The sequence below is a fragment of the Glycomyces salinus genome, assembly GCF_016428645.1.
Lineage (GTDB): Bacteria > Actinomycetota > Actinomycetes > Mycobacteriales > Micromonosporaceae > Glycomyces > Glycomyces salinus.
On sequence record NZ_JAELXW010000020.1, the window covers coordinates 68,443 to 95,286 of the forward strand.

Below are 26,844 nucleotides of genomic sequence, written 5' to 3' on the forward strand. Positions count from 1 at the left end.
TCTCATCGGAGCCGGACATGCTTCTGGCCGAGAGGATCGAGTCCGGCGCGGACCTCGCTCCGGCCGTGCGACGGCTCCTGCCCGACGTCGTCGTCGACGGCTGCCGGGAATCGGGCGGGATCGAAACCGAATACTCGGTGCTGCGCCGGGCGCTGCCCGACGCGAGCATGCTGGTGATGATGTGCGCGGAAGCTCCGAGGGTTCGGCCGGAGTTGACGCGGCTGGCCCCGAAAGTCGGCTTCGTCAGCACCGACGAGAGCTGCGACCGGTTCACCGAGGCCATTCGGCGGCTGGCCGACGGCGGCGCGGTGATCGGACCCGACGTGGCGCTGTCCACGTTGAAGGCCAAGGACAATCCGCTGACAGTTCGGGAGCGCGAAGTGCTGGGCCTGGTGCTGACCGGTGCTTCGACCCGGGAGATCGCCGACCGGCTCTGCCTGAGGGTGGGGACCGTCCGCAACTACCTGTCGAACTCGATCGCCAAGGTCGGGGCCCGGACCCGGGTCGACGCGGTCCGTATCGCTCAGGACGAGGGCTGGATCTGAGCGGGCTCCTGTTCGCGCAGGACCGCGCCTCGCCCGTCGAGGGTGAGGACCCGGCGCGCCCGCTCGGTCGAGCCGAGGCGGTGTGCGATGACGATGAGCGTTCCACCGCGCCGGGCGAACGCCGCTTCGGCGGTCCGCTCGGCGGCGGGATCGAGATGGCAGGTGGCCTCGTCGAGTACGCAGATCGGGGCCGGTGAGAGGTAGGCGCGGACCAGCGCGAGCCGCTGTCGTTCACCGGCCGACAGCCGTGACGGTTCGACCGCCCCCGCCAGGCCGCCGAGGCGTTCGACCAGGGCGCCGGCGCCGATGGCGTCGACGGCCGCGGCGATCCGGCCGGGCCCGGCCTCGGGGTCGAGGTAGGCGAGGTTGTCGCGGACGGTTCCGGCGAAGACGTAGGCCTCCTGCGGAATGAGCACGCGGTGGCGGGCCTGGTCGGCCGGCGGCATCGACGTCAGTTCGCGCCCGCCGGCGGTGACCGTGCCCGCGTCGGGGCGGAGCAGGCCGCACAGCAGGCTCGCGAGCGTGGACTTGCCGATGCCGCTGGGACCGGCGACGGCCAGGTGGTCGCCGGCCGGGATCCGCAGATCGAGGTCCTCCACGATCGGTTCGGAGTAGGGGCCGTAGGCGAAGGTGAGGCCGCGAGCCTCCAAGTCGAGCGGTTCGACGGGGGCCGCCCCCGCGGCGCGCGGCGGCTCGGGGGCCCCTGACGCGTCGAGGATCCGCCCGAGGGTGACCACGAACCGCAGGCCGCTGCTGCCGACCCCCGAGATGAGGCTGTTCAGGGCGGGCTGGAGCCCGTAGAGGACATAGAGCAGCGCGCCGGTGATCGTCCCGGCGGTGAGGCCGCGGTCGATCAGCCACGGGGCCGCCGCCAGGACGGCGATGAGCGGCAGCCAGCCGCCGACGACGAAGCACAGCGACCGCAGCGCGGCCACCCAGGCCAGCGACCGCTCGGCTCGGGCCTGGTCCCTGATCGGCCCGGCGGTCAGGGACCGGCCTTGGGCCTCGGCGCCGCACGCGCTCAGGTCGGCGGCTCCGGCCAGGACCGATCCGACCCGGTCGGCCAGCCGTTCGTCGGCGTGTACCGCGCGCCGGTGGCGGGCGGCCGCGATGCCGAGGGTCGCCGCGAACAGCGCGAGACCGAGCGCGAACGGCGGCAGAACGACCGCGGCCAGGAGCGGCGCCAGTGAGAGAAGCCCGGCGGTGACGCCGACGGCGGTGACCGCGAAACCGCGGACGGCGACGATGAGGCCCGCATAGGAGTCCCGCACGATCTCCAGTTGGCGGGTCAGCAGCGCCACCGCGCCGCTCCCCCGGTCGGTGCCGGTGACGGCCGCGCGCAGCGACCCGGAGACCACGCGGTCGGCGAGCCGGTCGCGGAACGGTTCGACCAGGCCGCCGACGGTCGCGTAGACCATGCGGGTGCCGATCGCGCCGATCCCGGCGGCCAGGAGCAGTCCGGCCAGCCAGGCGACTCCGGTCCACGGTCGCCCGGCGAGGAACCCGTCGTCGACCGCCCTGGCCAGGACCAGTCCGGAGATCGAGGCGGGCAGCGCCTGCGGGACCGACCAGGCGGCCAGGGCCGCCAGCGGCCGGGGCCGCAGCCCCGACAGGCCGTAGCGGATCTCGCGCTTCATCCGAATGCCTCCCGGTAGTCGGGGTCGTCCCACAGCCGCCGATGCGGCGCGATCGCTCTGACTCGACCGGCGTCGAGCCACACCACCAGGTCGGCGCGGGCGGCGGTGCCGGGGCGGTGGGTGACCAGCAGGCGGGTACGGGTGGGCTCGCCGGCGGTGAGGGCGTCGATGACGCGCCGCTCGGTGATGACGTCGAGGCTGGAGGTGGCGTCGTCGAGGACCAGCAGCCGTTCGGCGTGCCAGGCGCGGGCCAGGCCGACCCGCTGGGCCTCGCCCCCGGACATGGGCGTGTCCTCCAACGGCGTGTCGTAGCCGCTGGGCAGCCGGGATATGAAGGCGTCGGCGTCGGCCGCGCGGGCGGTCTCACGAACGGACCCGTAGGATCCGATGGCCTCGCCCACGGTCGCGCCGACCAGGACAGGCCGTTCCGGGGCCCATCCGACGGCCGCCCGCAGGGCCCGGTGGCCGAGGCGGTGCAGGGGCGTGCCGTCAAGGAGCACTTCTCCGGTGTCCGGGTCTCGCAGTCGGGCCGCCAGTTCGGCCAGGACCGACTTTCCCGCCCCGGAGGCGCCGACGACCGCGACCACGGTACCGCCCGGGACGACCAGGTCGACGGCTTCGAGGAGCGGTTCGTCGTCCTCGTACGCGGACACGCCGCGGAACTCCAGACGGCCGGTCCCGGGGGGCAGGTCGGCGTCGCCGTATTCGAGGGCGGGCGCCTCGGCGACCTCGCTGAGACGACGAACGCCCGCGCGGGCCCGAGCGAGCGCGGCGAACACACCGGTCAGGGCCCCGATGCCGGCGCCTGCCATCGCGTACTGGGCCGAGGCGAGCATTTCACCGGGGCTGAGCCGACCGGTGGACACGGCGACGCCGGCGGCGATGAGGACGCCGACCGTGGTCAGCGGTCCCACGAGCGCTGCCTGGGCGCCGGCCGAAGCGAGCACCTTCCAGGTCTCGGCACCGTGGCCGCGCAGGACCGGCAGGTCGGCCAGCACGCGACGCCGCTCGTCCTCGACGGTCCCGGCGGCGGCGATGGTGCGCCGGCCGGTCAGGGCCTCGGACAGGCGGGCGGCGATACGGCCTTGTATTCGCTGGTAGGCGGCGATGGCCGCGGTCGTGCGTGCGGTGAGCAGCCGCAGCACCAGCGCGACGAGCGCAAGCCCGGCGAGGAATGCCGCGGCCAGGGTCCAGTCGAGGTAGGCCAGCATCGCGAGGCTGCCGAGGGAGGGCAGCAGGGCCGTGGCCGCGCCGACCGCGGCGGGTCCGGCCGAGGCCGCGTCGGCGGCGCCGGCGGAGACGCGGGCGACCAGGTCGCCGGTCTCGAATCGGCGCGACCGGGCCCCGCCGATGGCCAGGGCCCGCCGCACCAGGTCGCCGCGCAGCCGGGCGGTGGCTCCGGCCGTGGCCGCGGCTTCGGCGAAGGTCTCGGCCAGTTCGCAGACCACGCTGACCGCGATCAGTCCGGCCGCCAGAGCCAGCGGCCCGCCCACGGCGTCCCCGGCGACGGCGGAGTCGACGGCGTCGGCCAGGACCAGCGGCAGAGCCAACCCGGCCAGAGCGCCGCAGACCGAGGCCAGGCAGATGAGCGGCAGCCAGCGGCGGGTCCGGGCGACGGCGTCCCCGAAGGACAGCCCTCGCCCGGACCCGTTCATCGCTATCAGTGGCAGAGCAGCAGGCTCAGGCCGCTGGAGCCGTCGCACAGTGCGGCGCTCAGGTTGCTCGGGCAGCTGTGGCCGCTGGCGCTGCTGCCGGCGGTGGACATCTCGTCCTTGCTCTCCATGCCCTGGAGGTCCAGAAGTGCCATGAGTGTCTCCTTTCTCGTTCTTCGGGATTACCGGGTTGCCGACGCGCTCGGCGTCGGCACCCGTTGAGCCGCCATGCGCGGGTCCGGCAGCAGCGGCAGCCCGGCCGGGTCGGTGTGGAGCACCGATCCGAGCGCGAGCAGGATGCCGGCTCCGCCGGTCGCCAGGTCCATCGACAGCCGCAGCAGGCCCGTGCCGGGGAAGGCCATGCCGTCCCCGTACGGCAGGGCATGCCAGGACAGGCCGCGGATCTGGTGGCGGACAACGGGGTCTTGCAGCGGAGCCGGGGTGCGGCCCGCCAGGTACAGGAGAATGCCGGCTCGGCCGGTGAACACTCCGGGGACGATGTACATAGGGGAGGCCGCCGCCGCGGCGATGCGGTCGGCGGCGTCGGCGAACGGGCCGTGGTCGCGGCGGCGCAGGAACTCCTCTATGGCGACGCCGATGCCGACGCTTCCGGTCTCCAGGTAGGGCATGGTGCGCCAGCCCTCGTTGACCTCCATCGAGCCGTTCTCGCGGACCACGCAGCGGCGCAGGTCGGCCTCGATAGCGCGTTCGGCCGCGTCGAGGAAGGAGGCGTCGCCGGTCTCGTCGGCCGCGCGCATCAGCAGCAGCGCCCGGCCCGATCCCCCGCGCATCAGTCCGGCGAAGGGTTCGCGCCCGCCGGAGACCTCGCCGACGGTCTCAGAGGACAGGCGCTCGGCGACCAGCTCGGCGCAGCGCAGCCCGGCGGCGTGCAGCTCGGGTTCGTCGTCGGTCGCCGCGCCCGCGAGGTGCAGCAGGTTCAATCCGGCCCCGGACAGGCCCCCGGCCAGGTCGGTGCCGAGCCGCTCCCAGTCCTCGGCCAGGAACACGTCGACGATGTCGAGCGCCTCCTGCCGGTGGCCGAGGCGGTCGAGGGTGAAGGCCGCGCCGTGCAGGCCGTCGTACAGGCCCATCCTGGTGCCGGGGGCGGGGGCGAGCGCGCGGTCGAGCAGCCACTGCTCGAAACGCTCCCAACGTCCGGCGCCGGTGGCCTCGAGCGCGTACAGGACTCCGGCCGCCCCGTAGGCGAGGCCGAGTCCGCCGGTGGCGAACTGCTGGATGTCGCCGGGGAAGAGCCGGTCGTCCCGGTCGGGGGTGGCGCTGGCGACGATGGCGCGGGCGATGCTCCCGCGCAGCCGGGGCCAGTCGTCGGGTTCGGGTTCGGTGGCCGGGAAGGGTTCGGCGGGGACGCTGGAGGGGGCGATGAGTTCGACCGCGTCGTCGAGGTAGCCGGCCGGGACCGGGAAGTGCTCCTCGATGATCGCGGCGAAGTGCCGGGCCTTGAGGCGGTGGAGGCCGATCAGGTTCGTCATCGGAAGGAACAGGGCGAGCTTGAGGCAGGCTAGGGAGTAGCGGTCGGCGTCGGCGCCGGTCATCGAGCGGGGCGCCGCGAACCCCTGGTTGCCGAGCCCGGCGTGCCTGGTCGCGTCGGCCTCGTCGGCGACTTCGAAGTCGAGCAGGCACAGCCCGCCCTCGGTCCGTTCGATCACGTTGAACAGGTGCAGGTCGCCGTAGGCGATGCCGCGGTCGTGGACGGCCCGGAGGGTCCGTTCGACTTGGCGATGGACGTCCATGGCCCAGTCGGTGAAGCGCCGGTAGTCGTCCCCGGTCGCGGTCGAGTCGATCAGGGGGTAGCCGGTGACGACGGCTTTGCTCAGGACCTGGCCGTCGATGTACTCCATCGCCAGGAACCGGTGCTCGCCGAGCCAGAACAGTTCGTGCGCGCGGGGCACGCCGGGTATGCCGTCGAGGCGGTTCAGAATCTCGTACTCGTGCTCGACGCGCTCGACCGCGTCCTTGCCCCAGAAGTCGAGACCGGCGTGGGGGCGGCCCTCCTTGAGGACCACCGCCTCGCCGGTGCGTTCGTCGCGGGCGAGGTAGATGCCGCCGCCGTTGGAGAAGTGCAGGACCCGTTCGATGTCGTAGGGCAGGTCCGCGACGGTGACGGCGTTGCGGGCGGCCAGGTGCGGGGCGAGGAAGTCGGGCAGGGAGATCCAGTCGGGGACGCGGAAGACCGGCTCGCGCCGGTCGGGCACCAGGGCGCCGTCCGGGCCCTCCATGGCCGGGACGACGGTGCCGGAGTCGTCGACGGTGTAGCGGTTGGAGAAGGCGCCGTAGCGCACGTGCAGGGGCCCGTCGCCCCAGCGCAGGTCGCTGAGGATGTAGGGGTTCGCGGTGCCCTTCAGTTCGTCGCCGAGCTCTTCGAGGATGCGCCGGCAGGCGTCCTGGTCGGGCGGGTACACGGTGACGAGCTTGCCGCTGGAGCCGCGGGGGGCGTATTTGGACAGCCGCGCGGTCAGGGCGGCTGGCGAGCGCAGGAACTTGAACTGGATGCCGCGCTCGACGCAGTAGTCCCACACCGCTTCGAGGACGCGTTCGGCGCTGTCGGGTGCGGCCGAGGCGTGGATCTTCCAGCCCTGGGCCGGGAGCGGCTCGTCCGAACGGACGGTCAGCCAGTCGTCCTGCTCGGCGCATTCCCAGCCCTCGGGGAGGGGCCGATCGGCGATCGCGAACGAGGCCCCCGCCGAGGTCTCGGAGTGCATGGCGTCGTAGAAGGTCGGGTCGGCCATGCTGTAGGTCTCGTAGCGATCGACCATTCGTGCTCGCCCTTTCGCCGGAATCAGTGGATCTCATCCTGTCTGACGACGAAAGATCACGGATAGCCCAGTTCGTCACCAAGTGACAGTGAATTTCTCACGGGGTCGGCCGTGAGCGGCGCACGGTGGCCCAGGTCGGGCTGCGAGTCAGCGCACGGGGTGGCCGGTGGTGGCCAGTTCGCGTTTGACCTCGCCGATCGCGACCTCGCCGAAGTGGAAGATGGAGGCGGCCAGGACCGCGTCGGCCCCGGCGTCGACCGCGGGCGGGAAGTCGGCGGCCTTGCCGGCGCCGCCGGAGGCGATGACGGGGATGTCGACCTCGGCGCGGACGGCGGCGATGAGCGGCAGGTCGAAACCGGCCTTGGTGCCGTCGGCGTCGATGGAGTTGAGCAGGATCTCTCCGGCGCCGAGCTCGGCGGCGCGGGCGCACCAGGCGACGGCGTCGATGCCGGTGCGCTTGCGTCCGCCGTGGGTGGTGACCTCCCAGCCGGACTCGGTCTCAGCCCCGGAGGCGACGTCGGCGGACAGGACCAGGACCTGGTTGCCGAAGCGCTCGGCGATCTCGGAGATGACCTCGGGCCGGGCGATGGCGGCGGTGTTGACCCCGACCTTGTCGGCCCCGGCGCGCAGGAGCCGGTCGACGTCGTCGGGGGTGCGGACGCCGCCGCCGACGGTCAGGGGGATGAAGACCTGCTCGGCGGTGCGGGCCACGACGTCGTACATGGTCTCGCGCCCGCCGGAGGAGGCGGTGACGTCGAGGAAGGTCAACTCGTCGGCCCCGGCCGCGTCATAGGCGGCGGCCAGCTCGACCGGGTCCCCGGCGTCGCGGAGATTCTCGAAATTGACGCCCTTGACCACACGCCCGGCATCGACGTCCAGGCAGGGAATGACACGCACCGCAACACTCACGCCGCAAGCCTACCGGGCCAGGCGTTTCGCAGCGAAGCCGAATTCGGATCGCCGTAATGCGGAGCATCACCGTCCAGATCTCGGATACCGCCCATCGGCGGCTCAAGGAAGCCGCCGAGCGCGAGGGAACGACGCCCGCCGCACTCGCCGGCCGCGCGCTCGAACAAGCGGCATACGCCGCCGCCCTCGCGAAGTGCACACCCAAGGATGACGGCCCCTTCCACGAGAGCGCCTGATACCGAGCAGAGCCTCGAAGCGGCCGCACGACTGTGCCGTGCGCGACAATACCGCCACCGAGTTGAACACGTTCAATAATTCAGTGTAGCGTCGACCATAAATTGAACATGTTCAACTCGGAATCGCCCCCGACCGGAACGGAGATTCGCCATGGACATGGCAGTCGTCGGATACATCGCCTACCTTCTCGTCGCCATCCCCTTGACCGTCTGGGTGGCCCGCACCCTCGGCACCAACGGATACCACTTCATCAAGGACGTCTTCGCCGGAGACGAGCAGCTCGCCCATGCGGTCAATCGGCTGCTCCAGGTCGGCTTCTACCTGCTCAACTTCGGTTTCGTGGCCCTGTGGCTGCGCACGGCCGATCCGGTTCCCGACGCCCGCGGCGTCTTCGAGACCGTGGCGGTCAAGATCGGCGCGGTCCTGCTGGTGCTCGGCATCCTCCACGTCATCAACGTCGTGGTCCTCAACGGATTCCGTAAGCGGGCCCACGTCGACGCCCGGACCCTGGCCATGATGGAGCCGCCGCAGCGGCCCGAGCCGAACGGCGCCTGAGCCGAGTAGGATCGGCCCGTGAGCTCATCGGCTTCGGACGACGCGTCCGCTCGGCCCGCTTCCAAGGGCGAGCGGACGCGGCAGCGCATCCTCGAGACGGCCCTGTCCATGTTCGCCGAGCGCGGATACGACAAGACGACGATGCGGGCGATCGCCGGCGAGGCTGGGGTCTCGGTCGGGAACGCCTACTACTACTTCAAGTCCAAAGAGCACCTGATCCAGGGCTTCTACGAGCAGGCCACCATGCGGCACGCCGAGCTCGCGCCCGCGGTGCTCGAAGGGCAGGCCACGCTCGCCGACCGGATAGAGGCCGCGCTGCTGGCCTGGCTGGACATCGCCGGGCCGTACCACGACTTCGCCGGCCAGTTCTTCCGGAACGCGGCCGACCCCTCCAGTCCGCTCAGCCCGTTCTCCGAGGAGTCGGCCGAGAGCCGGGAGCGGGACATCGCGCTCTACCGGGAGGTCCTGGAGGGTTCGAAGACCAAGGTGCCGGGGGACATGGCCGACATCCTGCCGGAGATGCTGTGGCTGCACCAGATGGTCGTGGTCCTGTACTGGGTCTACGACGACTCCCCGGACCAGGAGAAGTCGAGGGAGCTGGCCCGCCGCACCGCGCCGCTGGTGGCCCGGGTGGTGGCGCTGTCTCGCCTGAAGATCCTGCGTCCCCTGGTCAAGCAGGGCGAGGAGTTGATCCGGGACTTCCTGATCACCCGCCGCCCGAAATAGACCGGCGAGGGCGGGCGCATTGCCTCGCCCCTCCCCCGCCGGTGTCTCCCTGGGGGCTGCTCAGCAGTCGCGCAGTTCAGGCGACTGGTTGAGCAGTTGGCCGCGCGGGGAGATGAAGGCCCGGTAGGTGTCCGAGTCGACCTCGCTGAGCGGGAACGCCGCCACGCGGTGGCAGTTCTGGAAGGCCAGCTTCACACCGAAGTGGCGCTCCAGCGCGCCCCGCATGGAGTCCGAAGCCAGGACGCGCAGCAGCTGGCCGCGCGCCTGCTCGTCCGGCGGCGGAGTGGTGTTGTCGGCGAACCGCGCCGAGCCGGTCGAGGCCGCCACCCCGTTCTTCAGGTCGCCCACGACCTTGCTGATGAGCTCCCAGGCGAACGGGAGCGACTGCTTCACGCATTCGATGAAGTCGGCGTCGCCGACCTCGCCCCGTTCGGCCTTGTTGAGCAGGTCCTCTGAGACGTCGAGGGACATGCGGATCTCCTTGATCGTTGTGTTTGGCTCGGCCCCTTCGGGGCCGGTTGGTGGGAAGTGCCGTCGCGTCGATCGGATGACCCATTGTGCACGAGAGGGTGACCGACCGCTGTCGGGAAGTCGACGCAGGCAAGTCTCATCTGCAACCGGTTGATGCAGTCTCCGTGTGCAGCAGGTGCTCGCCGAGCACGAAGTCGGACACGATCTGCTCGGCCAGGTCCACCCCGGCCCGGTCGTTGCCCCAGGCCGCGGCGGCCTTGCGGTGGAATTCGTGGGCCTGCCGCGTGAACTTGGCCCAGTCCTTGCCGGCCGCCCGCGCCCTCTCGCGGGCGGCGTCGAGCACGGCCAGGTTCTCGGCCTCCAGCTCTTCGACCGGGCCGACCTTGCCGCGCTCGGCGGCCTTGACGTAGCGCGAGCGGCCGCACCAGCCCAGCAGGGCGTCGCCGACGTGCTCGCGCAGGAACTCCACGTCGTCCTCGTCGTCGATCTTGTTGCCGATGACGGCGATGTTGACGTCGTAGTCGGCCGCGTAGCCGGCGTACTGCTTGTAGACGCCGACGCTGCGCAGGGTCGGCTCGCAGACCAGGAACGTGTGGTCGAAGCGGGTGAACATGCCCGAGGCGAACGCCTCGGCCCCGGCGACCATGTCGACGACGACGAACTCGTCGCGCGTGTCGATCAGGTGGTTGAGCATGAGCTCGACCGCCCCGACCTTGGAGTGGTAGCAGGCCACGCCGAGGTCGTCGTCCACGAAGCCGCCGGTGGCCGCGAAGCGGATGCCCTCGGTCTCGGTGAAGACCTCCTCGTACAGCGGGTTGGTCTCGCCGACGGTCAGCAGCCGCGAGCCCGGTCCGGGCGGCGTGGTCTTGAGCATGAGCTCGGCCGACGGGATCAGCGGGTTGTCCCCGCGCAGGTAGTCCTTGATGTCGGCCATGCGCTCGCCGAGCACCGGCCCCATCGCGGCGGCCTCGGGGTCGAGCCCGAGCGCGGCGGCGAGGTGCTGGTTGATGTCGGCGTCGACGGCCATGACCGGGTGACCGAGGGCGGCCGCGCGCCGGGCGAACAGCGAGGCCAACGTGGTCTTCCCCGAGCCGCCCTTGCCGACGAAGGCGAGTTTCACTGTGGAACTCCTCAAGCTTCTTGAAAATGATTGTTGATTTCAAGTGAGGTTAGCAGAACCGGAAAGTGATTGACCCTCATACAGAAAGCGGCCCCGTCCGGATTCCGGACGGGGCCGCCGAGGGCTCGATTCTTCGCTAGTCGGCCGAGGTCGCGGGCTCAGCGGTCGCGACCTCGGGCTCGCCCGAGTCGTCACCGCGGCTGTAGCGCAGGTACTGCAGCAGCACGATCACCGCACCCGCGGCGATGCCGCCGAGGCTGGCCGTCGCCGACGGGCTCAGCGCGAACAGCGCGGCGATGAACAGCACGACCCGCTCCCAGAGGAACAGCCGCGCCTGGAGCTGCCCGGCCACCGAGGCGCCCAGCAGGAACGCCGCCGCGATCGCCGTCGCGATCGAGATCGCCAGACTCGTCACGTCGTCGCCGAGCAGCAGCAGCTGTGGAGAGAACACGAAGGCGTAGGGCACGACGAAGCCCGATATCGCCAATCTGACCGACTGCACGCCCGTCAGGATCGGATTGCCTCCCGATATGCCGGAGGCGGCGAACGCGGCCAGGCACACCGGTGGAGTGATGTCGGCCAGCACCCCGAAGTAGAGCACGAACATGTGCGCGATCAGGTAGTACTGCCAGGCAGTCTGTCCGGTTTCGGAAGCGGCGGGCAGGCCGATGCCGGTGTAGGTGCCGTCGATCAGGTTGATGATCGCCGGGGCGGCGACCACCGACATGACCACGTAGTTCGCGGTAGTCGGCAGGCCGATGCCGAGGATGAGGCAGGCGATCATGGTGAAGAACATGACCAGCATCAGCTCGGCGCCGTCGAACGGCAGCACCGAGGAGATGCTCGTGCCCAGCGAGATCAGGCCGTCGGCGATCTTCAGGCCCAGGCCGGTGTTGTTGATCGCGCCGGAGATGATGCCGGCCGCGGCGGTGGCCGCCACGATCGGCAGCGCCATCTTCGCGCCGTCGACCAGGGCGTCCAGGAGCGTCCGGGGCGTGAGCTTGTCGGACATGGACTTCCAGCCCGAGACCCCGCGGAAGGCCAGCATGAGCAGCTGCACCAGCACGTTCAGGGCCACCGTCGCCAGGACGGCGCGGAAGGCCGCCGTCATCGGAGTCAGGCCGATCGACAGCAGCACGAAGATGATCGCCAGCGGCAGCAGCAGGTACCCCTGCTTGAGCAGCAGCGGCAAGAGCTTGGGCAGCTGGTCCTTGGGCAGGCCCACGATGCCCTCGCGCCGGGAGACGAAGTGGACCACGATGTACTGCGAGCCGAAGAACAGGATCGCCGGGATCAGCGCCGCCAGCATGATGTCGATATAGCTGATGCCGTTGCCGATCGTCTCCAGCATGATGAACGCCGCCGCGCCCATGATCGGCGGCATGATCTGCCCGCCGGTCGAGGAGGCGGCCTCGACGGCGCCGGCGAACTCCTTCTTGTAGCCCGAGCGCTTCATCATCGGGATGGTGAACGCGCCGTTGGAGACCGTGTTGGCCACCGAGGAGCCGGTGATGGTCCCCGAGAAGACCGAGGTGATGACGCCCACCTTGGCGGTGCCGCCGACCCGGCCGCCGGCGATGCTGAGGGCCAGGTTGGTGAAGAACCGCTCCATCCCGGTGCGCTGCAGCAGGGCCGCGAAGATCATGAACAGGAAGATGAAGGTCGCCGAGGTGTTCAGCGGGATGCCGAACACGCCCTTGGTGCCCAGCCAGGCGTCGGTGAGGATCCGGTCGGGGTTCAGGCCGCCGAACCACAGGAAGCCCGGCATGTAGGAGCCGTAGAGCATGTAGGCGATCATCACGACGCAGACCACGGTCAGCGCCATGCCGACCGCGCGCGCCGAGGCGACCAGGACCAGGAGCACGCCGATGGCGGCGGCCGCGATGCCCGCCGCCGGCCAGGATCCGCCGACGTACTGGTTGAAGTCCCCGGCGTTGGCGAAGACCCACCAGTTCGCCCACACGGCCATGCCCGCGAGCACGACGTCCGGCAGCGGCATGCCGCCGATCTCGAGCTTGATGTACCGGGTCACCTGGACCAGCACCAGGATCAGCACGGCGGGCAGCAGAATCGCCGGATCGGAGACGCCGACCGCCGCGAAGTAGCCGAGCAGGGCGATACCCAGGCCGGTCCAGATCAGGCCGTTGCGCTTCTCCTTCTCGGGGTTGCGCTTGGAGTTGTAGACCAGGAAGATCAGCGCCAGGCCGAAGGCCAGGTGCACGACGGGCTGCCGTGGAGTGGAGAGGATGCCCTTCCAGGCGGTCCAGAGGTGGAAGGCCGACATCGCGACCGCCAGGCCCGCGATGAGCCACTTCCAGCCCCAGTGCAGTCCGGTGCGCTCCGGGCCGACCACGGTGCTGATCGGCTCGGCCTCGGACATCGCCTTGATGTCGGCGGCGGCCTGATCGTGGTCGTAGGCGACTGCCGTCGGGCTGGACGACTGCTTCTCGCTCATGTGCGGTGGTGCCTCTCGGGGACGCGGGCTCGGGGGGGTTCGCCAGAGGATGGCCGCGGCGGCGGACCGGCGGGTGCCGGCCCGCCGCCGCGGGTTCGATTACAGGACGCCCTGCTCCGAGAAGTACTTCTCGGCTCCGGCGTGGTATTCGACGTCGACGACGCCTTCGGTCGCGGTGTCGATCGAGATCGAGCCGGCGACGGCGTGGTCGACGTCCCCGGTGTTCTCGTACAGGGTCTTGACCAGCTCGTAGACCTGGTCCTCGTTCAGCGAGGGCAGCGCGTACAGCGAGGCCCAGTTGGTGACCGTGGTGGCGTCCTGGTCGATGCCCGGGTACGTGCCGCCGGGAATCGGCAGGGACGACATGGTCGCGTCAGCGTCGAGGAGCGTGGCCACGACGTCATCGGGAATCGAGACCAGGACCAGGTCGGCGTTCTGGGCGGCCTCGGTCAGCGAAGCGGCCGGCAGCGCCAGGACACCGAAGGCGGCGTCGATCTGGCCGTCGCGCAGCTTCGAGGCCGCGTCGCCGAAGCCGTCGGCGAACGTCTCGCCCGGCTCGACCCCGGCGGCGTCGAGGATCGTCTGGGTCAGGCCCTGGGTGCCGGACCCGTCCGGGCCGATCGCCACCCGCATGCCCGCGAGGTCGGTAACGGTCTCGATGCCCGAGTCGGCGGTCGCGACGATCTGCATGACCTCGGGGTAGATGTTCCCCAGGAAAGCCAGCTCGATCTCCTCGCCCTCGAAGTCGCCCTCGCCGTTCACCGCCTGCGTGGCGGTGCCGTTGATCGACATGGCCAGCTGGATCTCGTCGTCCTGCAGCAACTTGATGTTCTCGACCGACGCGCCGGTCGCCTGGGTCGAGACCCGGAGACCGTCGATGGCGCCGCTCCACATCTGGGCGATGCCCCCGCCCAGCGGGTAGTAGGTGCCGCCGACCGAGCCGGTGCCGAGCACCATCTCAGAGCGCTCGCCGCCTTCGTCGCCGTTGTCGTCACCGGCGTCAGAGCCGACACCGCAAGCGGAAGCGGCCAAGAGGGCACCGCCGGCGACCGGTGCGGAAAGGATCGTTCTCCTGAGCATTGCGCAACTCCATTCATCGCAAGTTTCTATGCGCCGCATGGACGCGAGGCAGGGGCATAGTCCGTTACAGGGATGAGAGCACTCTACGATGCCATGTCGACACGAACACGCTCTCAGTCCGTCATGACGCCACATAGTAGCCGAACCGTTATCTTCGCCTTCCGGCCGACATTCCCGCGTCACAAAGTGAGCTCCACGTCATCGGTTGTCCGCCTGCCGGACGCGGTCTAGCGTTGAGGAATGAGCGCAACAACGCGGATCGGTCCGCTCACGGTCGAACGCCGAGGACTGGTCGAATACCAGGAGGCCTGGGACTACCAGAAGGAGCTTCAGCAGCGCCGCATCGACGACGAGATCGGCGACACCGTGCTGCTGCTGGAGCACCCGAGCGTCTACACCGCCGGCAAGCGCACCGAGACCTGGGCGCTGCCGCAGGACGGCACCCCGGTCGTCACCGTCGACCGCGGCGGCCAGATCACCTGGCACGGACCGGGCCAGATCGTCGGATACCCCATCGTCAAGATGCGCGGGAAGGTCGACGTGGTCGCCTACGTGCGGCGCGTGGAGGACATGATCTCGGCGGTCTGCCACGAGTTCGGGGTGACCTCGGCCCGCGGGCGGCTGCGCGACCGCACCGGGGTGTGGCTCCCGGCCGACGACAACGGCCCCGAGCGGAAGATCTGCGCGATCGGCGTGCGGGTGCGGTGGGCGACGACCATGCACGGCTTCGCGCTCAACTGCAATCCGGACATGAGCGCCTGGGAGCGCATCGCGCCGTGCGCGATCACCGACGCCGACGTCACGAGTCTGTCGCGCGAGCTGGGCCGCGAGGTCACCGTCGACGAGGTGATGCCGGTGGTCGAGAAGCACCTGCCGATGCTGCTCGAGACCGGCTAACAACCGTCGATCGGGGCCGGCTGGTCGTCGTCCAGCTCCGGCTCCTGACCGAGCAGGACCGCCAGGATGTTGTTCCACGCGTCCGACTCGGGGTAGAAGATCTCGGAGTGGGAGTGGACGCCCTCGACCTCCTTGCCCGAGATGCCCCGGTCGATCAGGAGGGTGCCGGTGTCGTCGACCGCGTCGGGCGCGTCGGGGAGGTAGCCGGGGTAGAGGTTCTTCACGCCCGGGAAGTCGTCCGGGTCGGCGCCGTGGCCCAGCAGCGGCACGTACGGCATCCCCTGGATGTACGAGATCGGGTCGCCGGGGGCGGTGATGGAGTACCGGGGGCGGCACGGCTCGTCGAGGTCCTCGGGATCGTAGACGTCGTTGCCCATTCCGGCCGAGGCGATGTGCAGGACGCGGTCGACGGCCAGGTCCTGGGTCTCGGCCAGGCCGATGACGGCGCCGCCGTAGGAGTGCCCGACGAGGGTGACCGGCACGTCGGGGCCGATCTGGGAGCGCAGGTCGAAGGTGAACGAGGCCAGGCTCTCGGAGGCCACGGCCGCCCACGACGCCCAGGACTCCTCGATCCAGCCCGAGGGCCAGGAGGCCCCGGCCCAGACCACCACGGCCAGCTCCCCGTCGGCGGCGTCGACGAAGCTCTGGGCCCGCTGGTAGTAGATGTCGAAGTTGTCGCTGGTGAGGACCGCCGAGCCTCCGGGGACGAGCACGCTGACCGTCTCGGCGGTCTCCAGGTCGCCGACGACCTCGATCCAGGAGCCGTCGCCGGCGTTGTTGTAGGGGTCTATGTAGACGAACTGGCGGCCCGAGCCGATGAGCTCGGTCACCTCTTCGCGGGGCGGTCGCTCGACCTCGGCGTTCCAGGGCCGTTCGGGGCTGTCGGGCTGGGTCGTGTCGTAGGAGGCGGCGGTCAGCAGGATCTGGTTGGCCGCCTCCCGCGCCTCGAACGGCGCCCCGGGCAGGCTGCCGAGCACCGCGGGGTACATGACGGCGAGCCACGAGGCCGAGTCGGTGCCGAGTCTCTCGTCGAGATCGTCGAAGAAGCCGCCGACCTCGACCGGGTCGAACTCTCCGGCGGCCTCGGAGAGGGTCGCCAGCGCCGCCGACAGCTCCCCGGTCCGGGGGTCGGGGGCGCCGGAGGCGAGCTCCGAGGCGTATTCGGGGTCGGTGACGGCCGCTTCCTGGGCCTCGTCGAGGCGGTCGCTGGCGAGCAGGGCCCACTTGAGGCCGGTGAACTCGTCCTCGACGTCGCCTTCGACGGCGGGCGGAGTGCGGAGGGAGTCGGCCTCGGCTTCACCGAGCTGTGTGACGCCAGCCACGTAGACCAGGGCCAGCATTACGACCCCGACGAGACTGAACCTCCGCCACCACCCTCGATTCACGCGCAACAGCGTATCCGAGGGAGGCTTTCGTTGCGAGCCGAACGCCCTCGCCATGGCTTAGGCGGCGACCGCCGAGTAACGGCCCCCGTTCGCGCTCAGCGTGAGCGGGAGCCCGAAGGCTTTCGACAAGGTCTCCGAGGTCAGAGCCTCGTCGAGGGGCCCGGCGGCGACCACCGAGCCGGCCGAGAGCACCAGCGCGTGGGTGAAGCCCGGCGGGATCTCCTCGACGTGGTGCGTGACCAGGATCAAGGCGGGAGAGCCCTCGTCGGCGGCGAGGCCCCCGAGGGTCGCCACCAGGGCCTCGCGCGCGCCCAGGTCGAGCCCGGCCGCCGGCTCGTCGAGCATGAGCAGTTCGGGGTCGGTCATCAGGGCGCGTGCGATGAGGACGCGCTTGCGCTCGCCCTCGGAGAGGGTGGCGAAGCGCCGCTCGGCCAGCTGCGCGATGCCGAGCCATCGCAGCAGCCCTTCGGCGCGCTCGTTGTCGAGCTCGTCGTAGTCCTCGGTCCAGCGGCCGACCCGACCCCAGGCGGCGGTGCGGACCACGTCGATGGCGGCCTCGCCGCCCGGCAGGGACTCGGCGACGGCGGTGGTGGTCAGTCCGATGCGCGGGCGCAGCTCGAACACGTCGACCTTGCCGAGCCGCTCGCCGAGCACCTCGACGGTGCCTGAGGTGGGATGGTTCCGGGCGGCGGCGAGGTTCAGCAGCGTGGTCTTCCCGGCGCCGTTGGGGCCGAGGACCACCCAGCGCTGATCCGCGTCGACTTGCCAGTCGACCTTGTCGAGAAGCCGGTTGCCGCCGCGCACCACGGTGACGCCTGATAGGTCGAGTACTCGCTCTGACTGTGCCACGGCTCTAATGAAACCACGGGCCAGGACCGCCGCCGACCTCGCGGGCGGCCGGTCCTGTGCCGCGCCACTATACCCGGTATATTATGCAACGCTGCCGCTTCGAGCAGCGTCCCAAGGGCAATACCCGTCCCCAACTCGGAATTGAGCAGATGCCCCCAGTCATTCAGATTTCGGGGCTGCGCAAGACCTATCGCAGGATCGCGCGCCAGCCCCACCACGCACTCGACGGCCTCGACATGGAGGTCAGCGCGGGCGAGGTCCACGGTTTCCTGGGGCCCAACGGGTCCGGCAAGACCACCACGCTCCGGGCGCTGCTGGGCCTCATCGGCACCGACGGCGGCGACATGCGGATCTTCGGCGAGCACGTCCCCGAGCGCCTGCCACGGGTGGTCTCGCGCATCGGCGCGGTCGTGGAGTCGCCGCAGTTCTTCAAGCACTTCTCCGGGCGTCTGACCCTCCAACTGCTGGCCGAGAGCGCCGGTATCGCGAGGACCCGGGTCGACGAGGTCCTGGAGCAGGTCGGCCTGCGCGACCAGGCCAAGCAGTCGGTCAAGGGCTACTCGCTGGGCATGCGGCAGCGGCTCGCGGTGGCCCAGGCGCTGCTCAAGCAGCCCGAACTGCTGATCCTCGACGAGCCGGCCAACGGCCTGGACCCGGCCGGCATCCACCACATGCGGGCCCTGCTCCAGTGGCTCGCCCACGATCAGGGCGTCACCGTCGTGGTCTCCTCCCACCTGCTGTCCGAAGTGCAGCAACTGTGCGAGACGATGACGATCGTCTCTAGGGGACGGCGCATCATCGACGGCCGTGTCCGCGACATCATCGACGGCCACTCCGGTACACGCCTGAGCGTCCGCTTCGCCGACGCCGGGGAGTTGACGGCCGCCTCGGAGGCCCTCACCGAGGCTGAGGCCAAGGTCTCGGTCACCGCCGAGCGCGACCGCCTGCTGGTGGCCGGCGCACCCGACGCGGCCTGGGTGACCAAGACCCTGGCCGACCGCGAGCTCTACCTGACCGAGCTGACCACCGAGTCCCGGAACCTCGAATCGGTGTTCCTGGAGCTGACCGGCACCGCCCCGCATGAGGGCCAGGCCGTCCAGGTCGGACAGCCGGCCCCCCAGGCCCAGGAGAGCGCCGGGCAGCCCGGCAAGATCGAACTGCCCATCGGAGGCGACCAGTGAAGCTCTACCGCACCGAACTGCGCCGCATCCTGCGCCGACGCCTGGCGCTCGTCTTCGGCATCCTGATCGCCGCGGGCACCCTCCTGCTCGCCGGGATCGTCTGGTTCGCCTCGAGCTCGGGCCCGACCGAGGCCGAAATCGAGACCGCCCGCCCAGAGATCGCCGCCGAACACCCCGAGTACGCCGAATGCCTGCGCAACGAGGAATTCTTCGAGCAGGAGTGGGGCTGGGACGAGAACGACCCCATGCTCCAGGACCAGACCCACGAGGAGCTGTGCGACGAGTTCATTGCCCCCTGGGAGGCCCAGGAGCAGCTCGGCAACAACGTCTACACCTTCGACTTCGAGGCCGAGGGCGTCTGGTTCCTGGTGGGCCTGAGCATCGTGGTCGGCCTGGTGACCATGTTCCTGGCGGCCTCGTCGATCGGGGCCGAATGGAACAGCGGCAGCATGGCCAATCTGCTGCTGTGGCACCCGAACCGCCTCAAGGTCTGGGGCGTCAAGCTCGGCGCGGCCGTCACCGTCACCGCCGCCGTGATCGTGGCCGTAGTGGTGCTGGAGTTCCTGCTGCTCTACCCGGCCGCGGCCGTGCGCGGCGAGGTCGGGACGCTCGACGCCGACTGGTGGTCCGACACGCTCGGCATCTTGGTCCGCACCCTGGTCCTGGTCGCGGGCATGGCAGTCTTCGGCGCCTCGCTGGCCATGCTGGGCCGCCACACCGCGATCGCCGGGGGCCTCATCGCCGGGTACCTCATCGTCGGGGAACTGATCGTGTGGTACCTGACCACGGCGGCCAACATCAGCTACCCCGATCGGTTCTCGCTCTACACCTGGGTCGGCGCGTGGATCACCGGCAAGACGGAGCTGTACGACTTGAGCGGACAGGCGGCCGAGACGGAGACGATGATCATCACCTCCACCGACTCCGCGCTGCTGCTCGGCGGCATCATCGCGGTGTTCGCCGCGCTGGCGACCTGGGCGTTCGCCAAGCGCGACACATAGCTCAATCGAAGAGGCCGGCGCGGACCGCATCCAGGCCGAGCAGGATCGCCCCGCGCATCACCGGCTCGTCCGGGACCGTGCCGGCCACCACGCTCGGGTTGACGGGCGCCAGCTGCGTCGTGTGCGCGGCCACGCGCCCGGCCAGCTCCAGGCCCCCGGCGTAGCCGACCGGGCCGCCGAGGACGACCACGGTCGGATCGAGCAGGACGCAGGAGGCGACGATGCCCAGGGCCATGCCCTGGGCCACCTCGTCGAGGAAGGCCGCGCCCTCGGGACCGGCCGCCACCGCGGCGGCGACCACCTCCTCGGGCTCGGACCCGCCGAAGCCGTGCTTCGCGCCGATCTCGACGACCGCGTCCCCGCCGACCACGCGCTGGTAGGAGCCCTTCGAGAGCCTGGTGACGACCCCGCCGGTGGGCAGCTCGCCGCCGGGGACCGGCAGGAACCCGATCTCGCCGGCCGCGCCGGTCGCGCCCCGGTACAACTGCCCGCCGAGGATGACCCCCAGGCCCAGGCCGCCGCCGTACCAGGCATAGACGAAGTCGGCCGCTCCCCCGGCCCCGCCCGAGCGCTGCTCGGCGACGGTCGCCAGGTTGACGTCGTTCTCGATGGTGACCGTGGGCGCCAGCTCCTCGTTCAGAGCCGTTCGCAGCCCCCGGTGCCAGGCCGGGAGGTTCCAGGAGAAGCCGATCTCGCCGCTGGTCGGGTCGATGACGCCCGGGGTGCCCAGGACGACGCGCTCGACGCCGCCCATCTCGACCCCGGCGTCGGCGACCGCGTCGGTCACCACCCGCCGCACCACCGCGACCGGGTCGGCGGACCCGGCCACGTCGGTCTCGGCGCGGCCGACGATCCTCCCGGTGAAGTCGGCGCAGGCGCCCTTGGTGGTCACCGGTCCGACCTCGACGCCGACGACGTAGGCGAAGGACGGCACGGCGGCGTACAGGGACGCGTTCGGGCCGCGTCCGCCGGACTTGGACCCGACGACTTCGACCAGGCCGCGCTCCTGGAGCCGCTCGACCATCTGCGAGGCGGTCACCTTCGACATGGAGGTGCGCTCGGCGAGTTGGGCTCTGGTCTGGGGGCCCTCGTCCAGCAGGAGTTTGAGGGCCGCCTGGTCGTTGAGGACCCGCAGCAGTTTGGGCACGCCCGGGGTGTGGCTTTTCGGCATGGCAAGTAAGCCTATTCCAAATGTGGCTCGATCGGTCGACATGGCAAGAGAGCCTAGTCGAACTCGGGCTCGACCAGACCGCGGATCTGGCGAAGCGCCACAGAAAGGACCGCGAGCTTCTCCTCGGAGCGCTCGGCCTCCTCGGCGGCGGCGTGGATCCGGTCGATCTCGTCGCGGTTGCGCTCGTACCAGGTCTCGACCTGCTCGTCGGGCGAGGCGCCGGACTCGGTCTGGATCGCGGCGGTGGTCAGGGCCGCCATCGCGCCGTACAGGTCGTAACGCAGGGCCGAGCGGGCCAGGGTCTGCCAGCGGTTGCGCCTGGGCAGCGCCGATATCTGGTTGAGGATCTCGTCGAGGTGGATCTTCGCGGCGATCCCGTAGTAGACCTTGGCGGTCTCGTCCAGGCCGTGACCGAGGACGCGCGCGCACTCGACGATGTCGACCAGACCGAACCCGAAGATCGGGGCCGAGACGTCGACCGCGAGCGCGGCCGGGACGCCCTGCTCGGCGAGCTGGGCGCAGAAGTTCTCGAAGCCGATCGCCTCGGACTCGGTGAGCAGCCGCGGCAGTTCGGGCTTGAGGGCGGTCAGGCCGGGCCGGAGCCGCTCGATCTCGCCGGCCACGTCGAGTGGGCCCCGCCGGTGCTGGAGGATCCAGCGGACGCCGCGGTCCAGCAGGCGGCGGGTGACCAGCAGGGCCGAGACCTGCGCCGACTGCGGGATGCGGTTGTCGAGCTCCTCGATGCGCCGCCACAGCTCGGGCAGGCCGAACGAGTCGCGGATGACCACGTAGGCGCGGATGACCTCGACGACGTCGGCGTTGGTCTCGTCGGAGATGCGGAACAGGAAGGTCGTGCCGCCGCGGTTGACCGCCTCGCCGACCACGGCGGTGGTGACGATCTCGCGGCGCAGCGGGTGGCCGTCCATGAGGTCGGCGTAGTCCTGGCGCAGCGGGGCCGGGAAGTAGTCGCGCAGTACCGGCTCGGTCCACGCCTCGTCGGGGAGCCCGGAGTCGAGAACGGCGCGCTTGGCCCAGATCTTGACGTAGGACAGCAGCACCGACAGCTCGGGCTCGGTCAGGCCGGCCCCGGCGGCGGTGCGTTCGCGCAGCTGCTTGTCGCCGGGCAGGCCCTCGATCTCGCGGTCGAGGCCGACGACCTTCTCCAGGTGCTTCATCAGCCGGATGTGGACCGGGAGGAGCCGCTGGTTGAGCTTGGAGGCGTTGGCCAGGGCCATGTTCTGGCCGTAGTTGTCGTCCAGGACCGCCTCGGCGACCGAGTCGGCCATGTCCATGAACAGGCGGTCGCGGCTTTCGGAGTCGATCCGGCCGGACAGGGCCGCCGAGCGCAGGAGGATCTTGATGTTGACCTCGTGGTCGGAGGTGTCGACGCCGGCCGAGTTGTCGATGAAGTCGGTGTTGATCTCGCCGCCCTTCTGGGCGAACTCGATGCGGCCCAGCTGGGTGAAGCCGAGGTTGCCGCCCTCGCCGACGACCTTGCAGCGCAGGTCGGCGCCGTCGACTCGGACGGCGTCGTTGGCCTTGTCGCCGGCGGCGGCGTCGGTCTCGGTCGATGCCTTCACGTAGGTCCCGATGCCGCCGTTCCACAGCAGGTCGACCGGGGCGGCCAAGATCGCGCGGATCAGCTCGGGCGGGGTGAGCTCCTTGATGTCGTCCTCGATGCCGAGCGCGGCGCGGACCTCCTGCGAGACCGGGATGGACTTGACCGAGCGTTCCCACACGCCGCCCCCGGCGGAGATGAGCTCCGGGTCGTAGTCGGTCCAGGTCGAGCGCGGCAGCTCGAACAGGCGCCGCCGCTCGGCGAACGAGGTCGCCGCGTCCGGGTCGGGGTCGATGAAGATGTGCAGGTGGTTGAAGGCCGCGACCAGGCGGATGTGCTCGCTCAGCAGCATCCCGTTGCCGAAGACGTCGCCGGACATGTCGCCGATGCCCACGACGGTGAAGTCCTGGGACTGGGTGTCGACGCCCATCCCCCTGAAGTGCCGCTTGACCGACTCCCACGCGCCACGGGCGGTGATGCCCATCTTCTTGTGGTCGTAGCCGACCGAGCCGCCGGAGGCGAAGGCGTCGCCGAGCCAGAAGCCGTAGTCGGCGGCGACCTCGTTGGCGATGTCGGAGAAGGTCGCGGTGCCCTTGTCGGCGGCCACGACCAGGTAGGGGTCGTCGCCGTCGTGGCGGACGACCTCGGGCGGGGGCACGACGTTGTTGGCCGCGTCGCGGTTGTCGGTGATGTCGAGCAGGGACGAGATGAACTCCCGGTACCGCCGCACGCCCTCCTCGCGGAAGGCGGCCCGGTCGGGGAAGTCGGTGCGCCCCAGCACGAACCCGCCCTTGGCGCCGACCGGGGAGATCACGGTGTTCTTGACCTCCTGGGCCTTGACCAGGCCGAGGATCTCGGTGCGGAAGTCCTCGCGGCGGTCGGACCAGCGCAGGCCGCCGCGGGCGACCTTGCCGTAGCGCATGTGGACGCCCTCGAAGTGGGGCGAGTAGACCCAGACCTCGAACATCGGGCGGGGCCGGGGCAGGAAGTCGAGTTCGCGGGCGTCGAATTTGAACGACACGTACTCCTTGGGGCGGCCCGAGGGCGCCTTCTGGAAGTACGAGGTGCGCAGCGTCGACCGGATCAGGGTCAGGAACGCCCGCAGGATGCGGTCGGCGTCCAGGCTGGGGACCTCGGCCAGCTCCTCGGCCAGGGCCTTGTCGATGCGCTCGACGGCGGTGGCGCGGTCGTCGCCGACGCGCGGGTCGAAGCGGGCCTCGAACAGCCACACCAGGTTCCCGGCGATCTCGGGGTAGTCGCACAGGGTGTCGGCGATGAAGTCCTGGGAGAACACGAAGCCGGCCTGCCGCAGGTACTTCGACAGGGCCCGCAGCACCACCACCTGCCGCCAGGTGAGCCCGGCCTGGAGGACCAGCTCGTTGAACCGGTCCGAGGCCGCCTCGCCCGACCAGGCGGCGCGGAAGGCGTTCTCGAAGCGCACCCGCATCTGCGGGACCGCCTCGGCGGCGCGGCCCGGCAGCTTCAACCCGAAGTCGTGCAGGAAGATCTGGCCGTCGGCGCGGTCGATGTGGTACGGACGCTCCTCGCCGACCATGACGCCGAGGCACTTGAGGACAGGCAGCGCCTCGGAGAGCCCGATCGGGCTCTCGAACGAGTAGATCTTGAAGTGGACGTCGGTGTTGTCGCCGCCGCGGCGGAACAGCTGGAGCTCCATGTCGCTGGTCTCGTGGAGCATCTCGAGCCTGGCGATGTCCTTGGCCGCGTCGATCGGGGAGTGCTCGGCCTTGTAGGCGGCCGGGAATCCGTCCACGTAGGAGCGGTAAAGGGTCCGTGCCTGGCCCTCGCCGACGTGGTGGTCCAGTTGCAGGGCCAGGTCGGCGTCCCAGGACCTGGTGGCCTCGGCCAGTTCGGCCTGGATGCTCTGGACGTCGACCGGTTCGGCGTCGACGTAGGGGTCGATGCGGATGACGAAGTGCAGCCGGGCCAGGACCGACTCGGTCACCCGGGTGTCGTAGTCGACGCCGATGCCGCCGAGCCGCCGGTAGAGGATGTCCTGGATCTTGAGCCGGTTCTCGGTGTTGAACCGGTCGCGCGGCAGGTAGACCAGGCACGAGTAGAAGCGGCCGTAGACGTCGCGGCGCAGGAACAGGCGCAGTCGGCGCCGCCCGGCCAGGCGCAGCACGCCCATGGCGGTCTCGAACAGGTCGTCGGTGCGGGCCTGGAACAGCTCGTCTCTCGGGTAGGTCTCCAGGGCCGTGACCAGGTCCTTGCCCGAGTGGGAGGAGCGGGTGACGCCGGAGCGGTCCAGGACTTCGGCGACCTTGCGCTTGACCACCGGCAGGTCGGTGACGCTCGAGAGGTAGGCCGCGGAGGTGAACAGGCCGAGGAAGCGCAGCTCGCCGTCGGGTTCGCCGTTCTCGTCGAAGGTCTTGACGCCGATGTAGTCCATGAAGGAGGTGCGGTGGACCGTGGAGCGGGCGTTGGACTTGGTGATCACCAGCAGCCGCCTGGTGCCGATCTGGCCGCGGGCGTCGGCGTTGAACGTCGTCAGCGGCCGCGGCGCGAGCGGGGCCTTGCGCAGCAGGCCCAGTCCGGTCTCCTCGACCGGCGTCAGGGCCTTGTCGTCGCCGGTTCCGGTGAGCTTGTAGCGGCGGAAGCCCAGGAACGTGAACCGGTCGTCGGCCAGCCAGCGCAGGAGCTCGACGGTGTCGTCGATGTCCTTGTCGGGGACCGGCAGCCCGGTCTCGGCGGCGAGGTCGTCGGCGATCTCGAGGGCCTTGCCGCGCATGGCCTGCCAGTCTGAGACGCACACGCTCACGTCGTCGAGGACGGAATGGATCTCCGCTTCGAGCGCGGTCAGGAAGTCCGGGTCGGTCACGCGCTGGAGTTCGATGTGCATCCAGGACTCGGCGGCGACGGCCCCGGAGTCGTCGTTCCGGTCGGCGGGGACCTGTTCGAGGGTGCCGTCCTCGGCGCGAGCGACCGGCACGATCGGGTGTACGAACACGTTGATGTCGATGGCGTGCTTGCTGAACACGCCGGTGAGGGAGTCGACCAGGAACGGGGCGTCGTCGCACACGATGTCGACCCGGGTGCCCGAGGCGGCGTCGGGGCCCTCGGCGTCCTCGGGGCAGTCGACCTCCAGGCACACCTCGCCGGGTTTGCGGTTCGCGGCGAGACGGCGGTGGTGGTCGGTCGTGTCGATCAGCTGCTGGGCGCTGCGGCCGACGATGTCGTCGTCGGAGACCAGGCTCCAATACAACTCGACGAGCCGCGCGAGGGATTCGTCGGACCCTGCCAGACCGGCCGCTTCGGTCAGGAGTTCCTCCCGGTCGGGGAGGGTTTCGCGGAACTCTTCGTCACCGATGAACGCCAACACGTCTCGTCTCCAGGTCGAATCGACTCGGCCCACGTCCTTGTGAACCGCCTCCAGGCTAAATCCTACGGGCCTCACGCGTCTCCGGGGTTACAGCGAAGTGCCGGGACCGACTGTAGAGTGAGTGATCAAGGAAACCATCCCCCGAACGTGAAGGCGACCGCCATGACCCCGCTCTTGTGGATCGTGCTCATCGCCCTGCTCGTGGTCGCGGCCTGGTGGCTGTGGCGGCGCAGCAGGCAACTCCGGGAGGAGGCCGCTCCGGCCGAGCCGGGTCCGCCGACCGATCCCTTCGCCGACGCAGACAGCGACGTCCTGCGGGGCGACCCGCGCCGCGTCAAGGCCGGCGACCTGGTCGAGGCCTACGGCAAGACCCTCGCGGTGCGAGGCTCGCTGCGCCTCAAGGAGGGCGGCTACTCCTGGGCCGAGCACTTCCTGGACACCGGGGCCGGCGTCAAGCGGTGGCTGTCGGTCGAGGCCGACCCCGACCTCGAACTGGTGCTGTGGGAAGAGGTCCCCGGTACCGACCTGCGGCCCGGCCCGCGCGAGCTGAGCCTGGAGGGCGTCTCCTACCGTTCCCACGAGGAGGGCACGGCCCGCTACACCAGCGAGGCCACCACGGGGCTGGACCCGACCGGCTCGGTCCGCTACCACGACTACGAGGGCCCCGACGGGCAGTGGCTGTCCTTCGAGTCCTTCGGCGACGGCGGCAAGTGGGAGTTGGCGAAGGGTCTTACCCTGGACCGGAATCAGATCACCATCTACCACCAGAACGAATCTTGATCACCTCGCTGGCGATCCCCTACGTCGACGTGTCGGCAGGGTCCTTGACCTTCCGCCCCGACGCTCCCTCCATGCCCGTCCTCGACCGCCTCGAGCGCGACGCGGGTCCGCTGCGGTTGTCGCTGCGCCTGCTGGGCGCCAGCCACCAGGCGGTGGTGGCCACGCCCGACGGGCTCATCGCCGAGACCCTCGCCTACCGGGACGGCCTCGGTCCCGACCTGCCCGACGAGTTCAACCAGCGGGTCGGTTCCTGGCGGCACCGGTACACGTGCGCCGTCGAGGAGCTGACCGTTCCCGAACTGCGCGGCCGGGTCCGGGACCTGCGCGCCCGGTCCGAATCCGAGTATCTCCTCATGGGCGTCTTCGGCGACCGGCCGGACGCGGTCACGGCCCTCGAGATCGTCGGCACCGAGCCGCTGACCTGGCGGACCGTCCACACCTACCCCCAGCACGGGCAGGTCGTCACCACCACCGGCGGTGTCGAACCCGTAGGCTGAGCACCGATCCCCGAGCCGAAGGAC

Annotated in this window: 22 protein-coding genes; 9 read left to right on the top strand and 13 right to left on the bottom strand. The window is 70.5% G+C overall.

Annotated features, from left to right (window positions below; translation table 11 throughout):
- The first annotated feature begins 17 nt into the window (after positions 1-17).
- Entirely contained in the window at positions 18-545 is a 528-nt protein-coding gene (locus tag JFB92_RS08190; RefSeq protein WP_199036863.1) for a response regulator transcription factor, read from the top strand.
- Here JFB92_RS08190 and JFB92_RS08195 read toward each other — a convergent pair.
- The 5 genes from JFB92_RS08195 to hisF form a co-directional block, all read right to left on the bottom strand.
- The gene (locus JFB92_RS08195; RefSeq protein ID WP_199036865.1) at positions 524-2,182 is read right to left on the bottom strand and encodes an ATP-binding cassette domain-containing protein; all 1,659 of its coding nucleotides are present in this window, start codon (positions 2,180-2,182) and stop codon (positions 524-526) included. The genes JFB92_RS08190 and JFB92_RS08195 overlap by 22 nt on opposite strands.
- Positions 2,179-3,837, bottom strand: coding sequence for an ABC transporter ATP-binding protein (locus JFB92_RS08200; protein WP_199036867.1), 1,659 nt, complete (start codon positions 3,835-3,837; stop codon positions 2,179-2,181). Before JFB92_RS08200 ends, JFB92_RS08195 begins: the two co-directional genes overlap by 4 nt.
- 5 nt (positions 3,838-3,842) lie before the next feature.
- A complete protein-coding gene (locus tag JFB92_RS08205; RefSeq protein ID WP_199036869.1) occupies positions 3,843-3,989 on the bottom strand; it encodes a SapB/AmfS family lanthipeptide in 147 nt (48 codons plus the stop codon).
- A 27-nt stretch (positions 3,990-4,016) separates the two neighbouring features.
- Positions 4,017-6,608 carry a class III lanthionine synthetase LanKC gene (gene lanKC / locus JFB92_RS08210; RefSeq protein WP_199036870.1) on the bottom strand — a complete coding sequence of 864 codons (2,592 nt, stop codon included), beginning with the start codon at positions 6,606-6,608 and terminating at the stop codon, positions 4,017-4,019.
- Positions 6,609-6,755: 147 nt separating this feature from the next.
- Positions 6,756-7,517, bottom strand: a complete 762-nt coding sequence (gene hisF, locus JFB92_RS08215; protein ID WP_199036872.1) for an imidazole glycerol phosphate synthase subunit HisF — start codon at positions 7,515-7,517, stop codon at positions 6,756-6,758.
- Positions 7,518-7,573: 56 nt separating this feature from the next.
- Here hisF and JFB92_RS08220 point away from each other — a divergent pair, with 56 nt between their 5' ends.
- The 3 genes from JFB92_RS08220 to JFB92_RS08230 all read left to right on the top strand — a co-directional run bounded on the left by JFB92_RS08220 (position 7,574) and on the right by JFB92_RS08230 (position 9,035).
- Positions 7,574-7,753: a hypothetical protein gene (locus JFB92_RS08220; protein WP_199036874.1), complete on the top strand. Its 180-nt coding sequence runs from the start codon at positions 7,574-7,576 to the stop codon at positions 7,751-7,753.
- A gap of 151 nt (positions 7,754-7,904) precedes the next feature.
- The gene (locus JFB92_RS08225) at positions 7,905-8,309 is read left to right on the top strand and encodes a hypothetical protein (protein WP_199036876.1); all 405 of its coding nucleotides are present in this window, start codon (positions 7,905-7,907) and stop codon (positions 8,307-8,309) included.
- A gap of 18 nt (positions 8,310-8,327) precedes the next feature.
- Positions 8,328-9,035 (top strand): TetR/AcrR family transcriptional regulator, encoded by a 708-nt coding sequence (locus JFB92_RS08230; protein WP_199036878.1) that lies wholly within the window; start codon positions 8,328-8,330, stop codon positions 9,033-9,035.
- A gap of 60 nt (positions 9,036-9,095) precedes the next feature.
- On the opposite strand, the gene JFB92_RS08235 is transcribed toward JFB92_RS08230, so the two are convergent.
- The 4 genes from JFB92_RS08235 to JFB92_RS08250 form a co-directional block, all read right to left on the bottom strand.
- Positions 9,096-9,506, bottom strand: a complete 411-nt coding sequence (locus tag JFB92_RS08235; RefSeq protein WP_199036880.1) for an SCO5389 family protein — start codon at positions 9,504-9,506, stop codon at positions 9,096-9,098.
- 136 nt (positions 9,507-9,642) lie between these two features.
- On the bottom strand, positions 9,643-10,626 hold the full coding sequence (locus JFB92_RS08240; RefSeq protein ID WP_199036882.1) for an ATP-binding protein: 984 nt from the start codon (positions 10,624-10,626) through the stop codon (positions 9,643-9,645).
- Between the two features lie 136 nt (positions 10,627-10,762).
- Positions 10,763-13,081, bottom strand: coding sequence for a TRAP transporter permease (locus JFB92_RS08245; RefSeq protein WP_199036884.1), 2,319 nt, complete (start codon positions 13,079-13,081; stop codon positions 10,763-10,765).
- A gap of 99 nt (positions 13,082-13,180) precedes the next feature.
- Positions 13,181-14,161 (bottom strand): TAXI family TRAP transporter solute-binding subunit, encoded by a 981-nt coding sequence (locus JFB92_RS08250; RefSeq protein WP_199036886.1) that lies wholly within the window; start codon positions 14,159-14,161, stop codon positions 13,181-13,183.
- A gap of 240 nt (positions 14,162-14,401) precedes the next feature.
- Here JFB92_RS08250 and lipB point away from each other — a divergent pair, with 240 nt between their 5' ends.
- Complete coding sequence (gene lipB / locus JFB92_RS08255; RefSeq protein WP_199036888.1) at positions 14,402-15,058, top strand: lipoyl(octanoyl) transferase LipB; 657 nt, start codon at positions 14,402-14,404, stop codon at positions 15,056-15,058.
- Here lipB and JFB92_RS08260 read toward each other — a convergent pair.
- The gene (locus tag JFB92_RS08260; protein WP_199036890.1) at positions 15,055-16,443 is read right to left on the bottom strand and encodes an alpha/beta hydrolase; all 1,389 of its coding nucleotides are present in this window, start codon (positions 16,441-16,443) and stop codon (positions 15,055-15,057) included. The genes lipB and JFB92_RS08260 overlap by 4 nt on opposite strands.
- A gap of 57 nt (positions 16,444-16,500) precedes the next feature.
- Positions 16,501-17,316: an ABC transporter ATP-binding protein gene (locus JFB92_RS08265; protein ID WP_233162678.1), complete on the bottom strand. Its 816-nt coding sequence runs from the start codon at positions 17,314-17,316 to the stop codon at positions 16,501-16,503.
- 125 nt (positions 17,317-17,441) lie between these two features.
- On the opposite strand from JFB92_RS08265, the gene JFB92_RS08270 reads away from it, so the two are divergent.
- Complete coding sequence (locus JFB92_RS08270; RefSeq protein WP_199036892.1) at positions 17,442-18,473, top strand: ABC transporter ATP-binding protein; 1,032 nt, start codon at positions 17,442-17,444, stop codon at positions 18,471-18,473.
- A complete protein-coding gene (locus JFB92_RS08275; protein WP_199036894.1) occupies positions 18,470-19,474 on the top strand; it encodes an ABC transporter permease subunit in 1,005 nt (334 codons plus the stop codon). Before JFB92_RS08270 ends, JFB92_RS08275 begins: the two co-directional genes overlap by 4 nt.
- 1 nt (position 19,475) lies before the next feature.
- Here JFB92_RS08275 and JFB92_RS08280 read toward each other — a convergent pair whose 3' ends face one another.
- Both JFB92_RS08280 and JFB92_RS08285 read right to left on the bottom strand, forming a co-directional pair.
- Positions 19,476-20,645, bottom strand: a complete 1,170-nt coding sequence (locus tag JFB92_RS08280; RefSeq protein ID WP_199036896.1) for an ROK family transcriptional regulator — start codon at positions 20,643-20,645, stop codon at positions 19,476-19,478.
- 53 nt (positions 20,646-20,698) lie between these two features.
- Complete coding sequence (locus JFB92_RS08285) at positions 20,699-25,543, bottom strand: NAD-glutamate dehydrogenase (protein WP_199036898.1); 4,845 nt, start codon at positions 25,541-25,543, stop codon at positions 20,699-20,701.
- Positions 25,544-25,705: 162 nt separating this feature from the next.
- Here JFB92_RS08285 and JFB92_RS08290 point away from each other — a divergent pair, with 162 nt between their 5' ends.
- The gene (locus JFB92_RS08290; protein ID WP_199036899.1) at positions 25,706-26,323 is read left to right on the top strand and encodes a DUF4178 domain-containing protein; all 618 of its coding nucleotides are present in this window, start codon (positions 25,706-25,708) and stop codon (positions 26,321-26,323) included.
- Positions 26,320-26,820 carry a DUF2617 family protein gene (locus JFB92_RS08295; protein WP_199036901.1) on the top strand — a complete coding sequence of 167 codons (501 nt, stop codon included), beginning with the start codon at positions 26,320-26,322 and terminating at the stop codon, positions 26,818-26,820. Before JFB92_RS08290 ends, JFB92_RS08295 begins: the two co-directional genes overlap by 4 nt.
- The last annotated feature ends 24 nt before the right edge of the window (positions 26,821-26,844 follow it).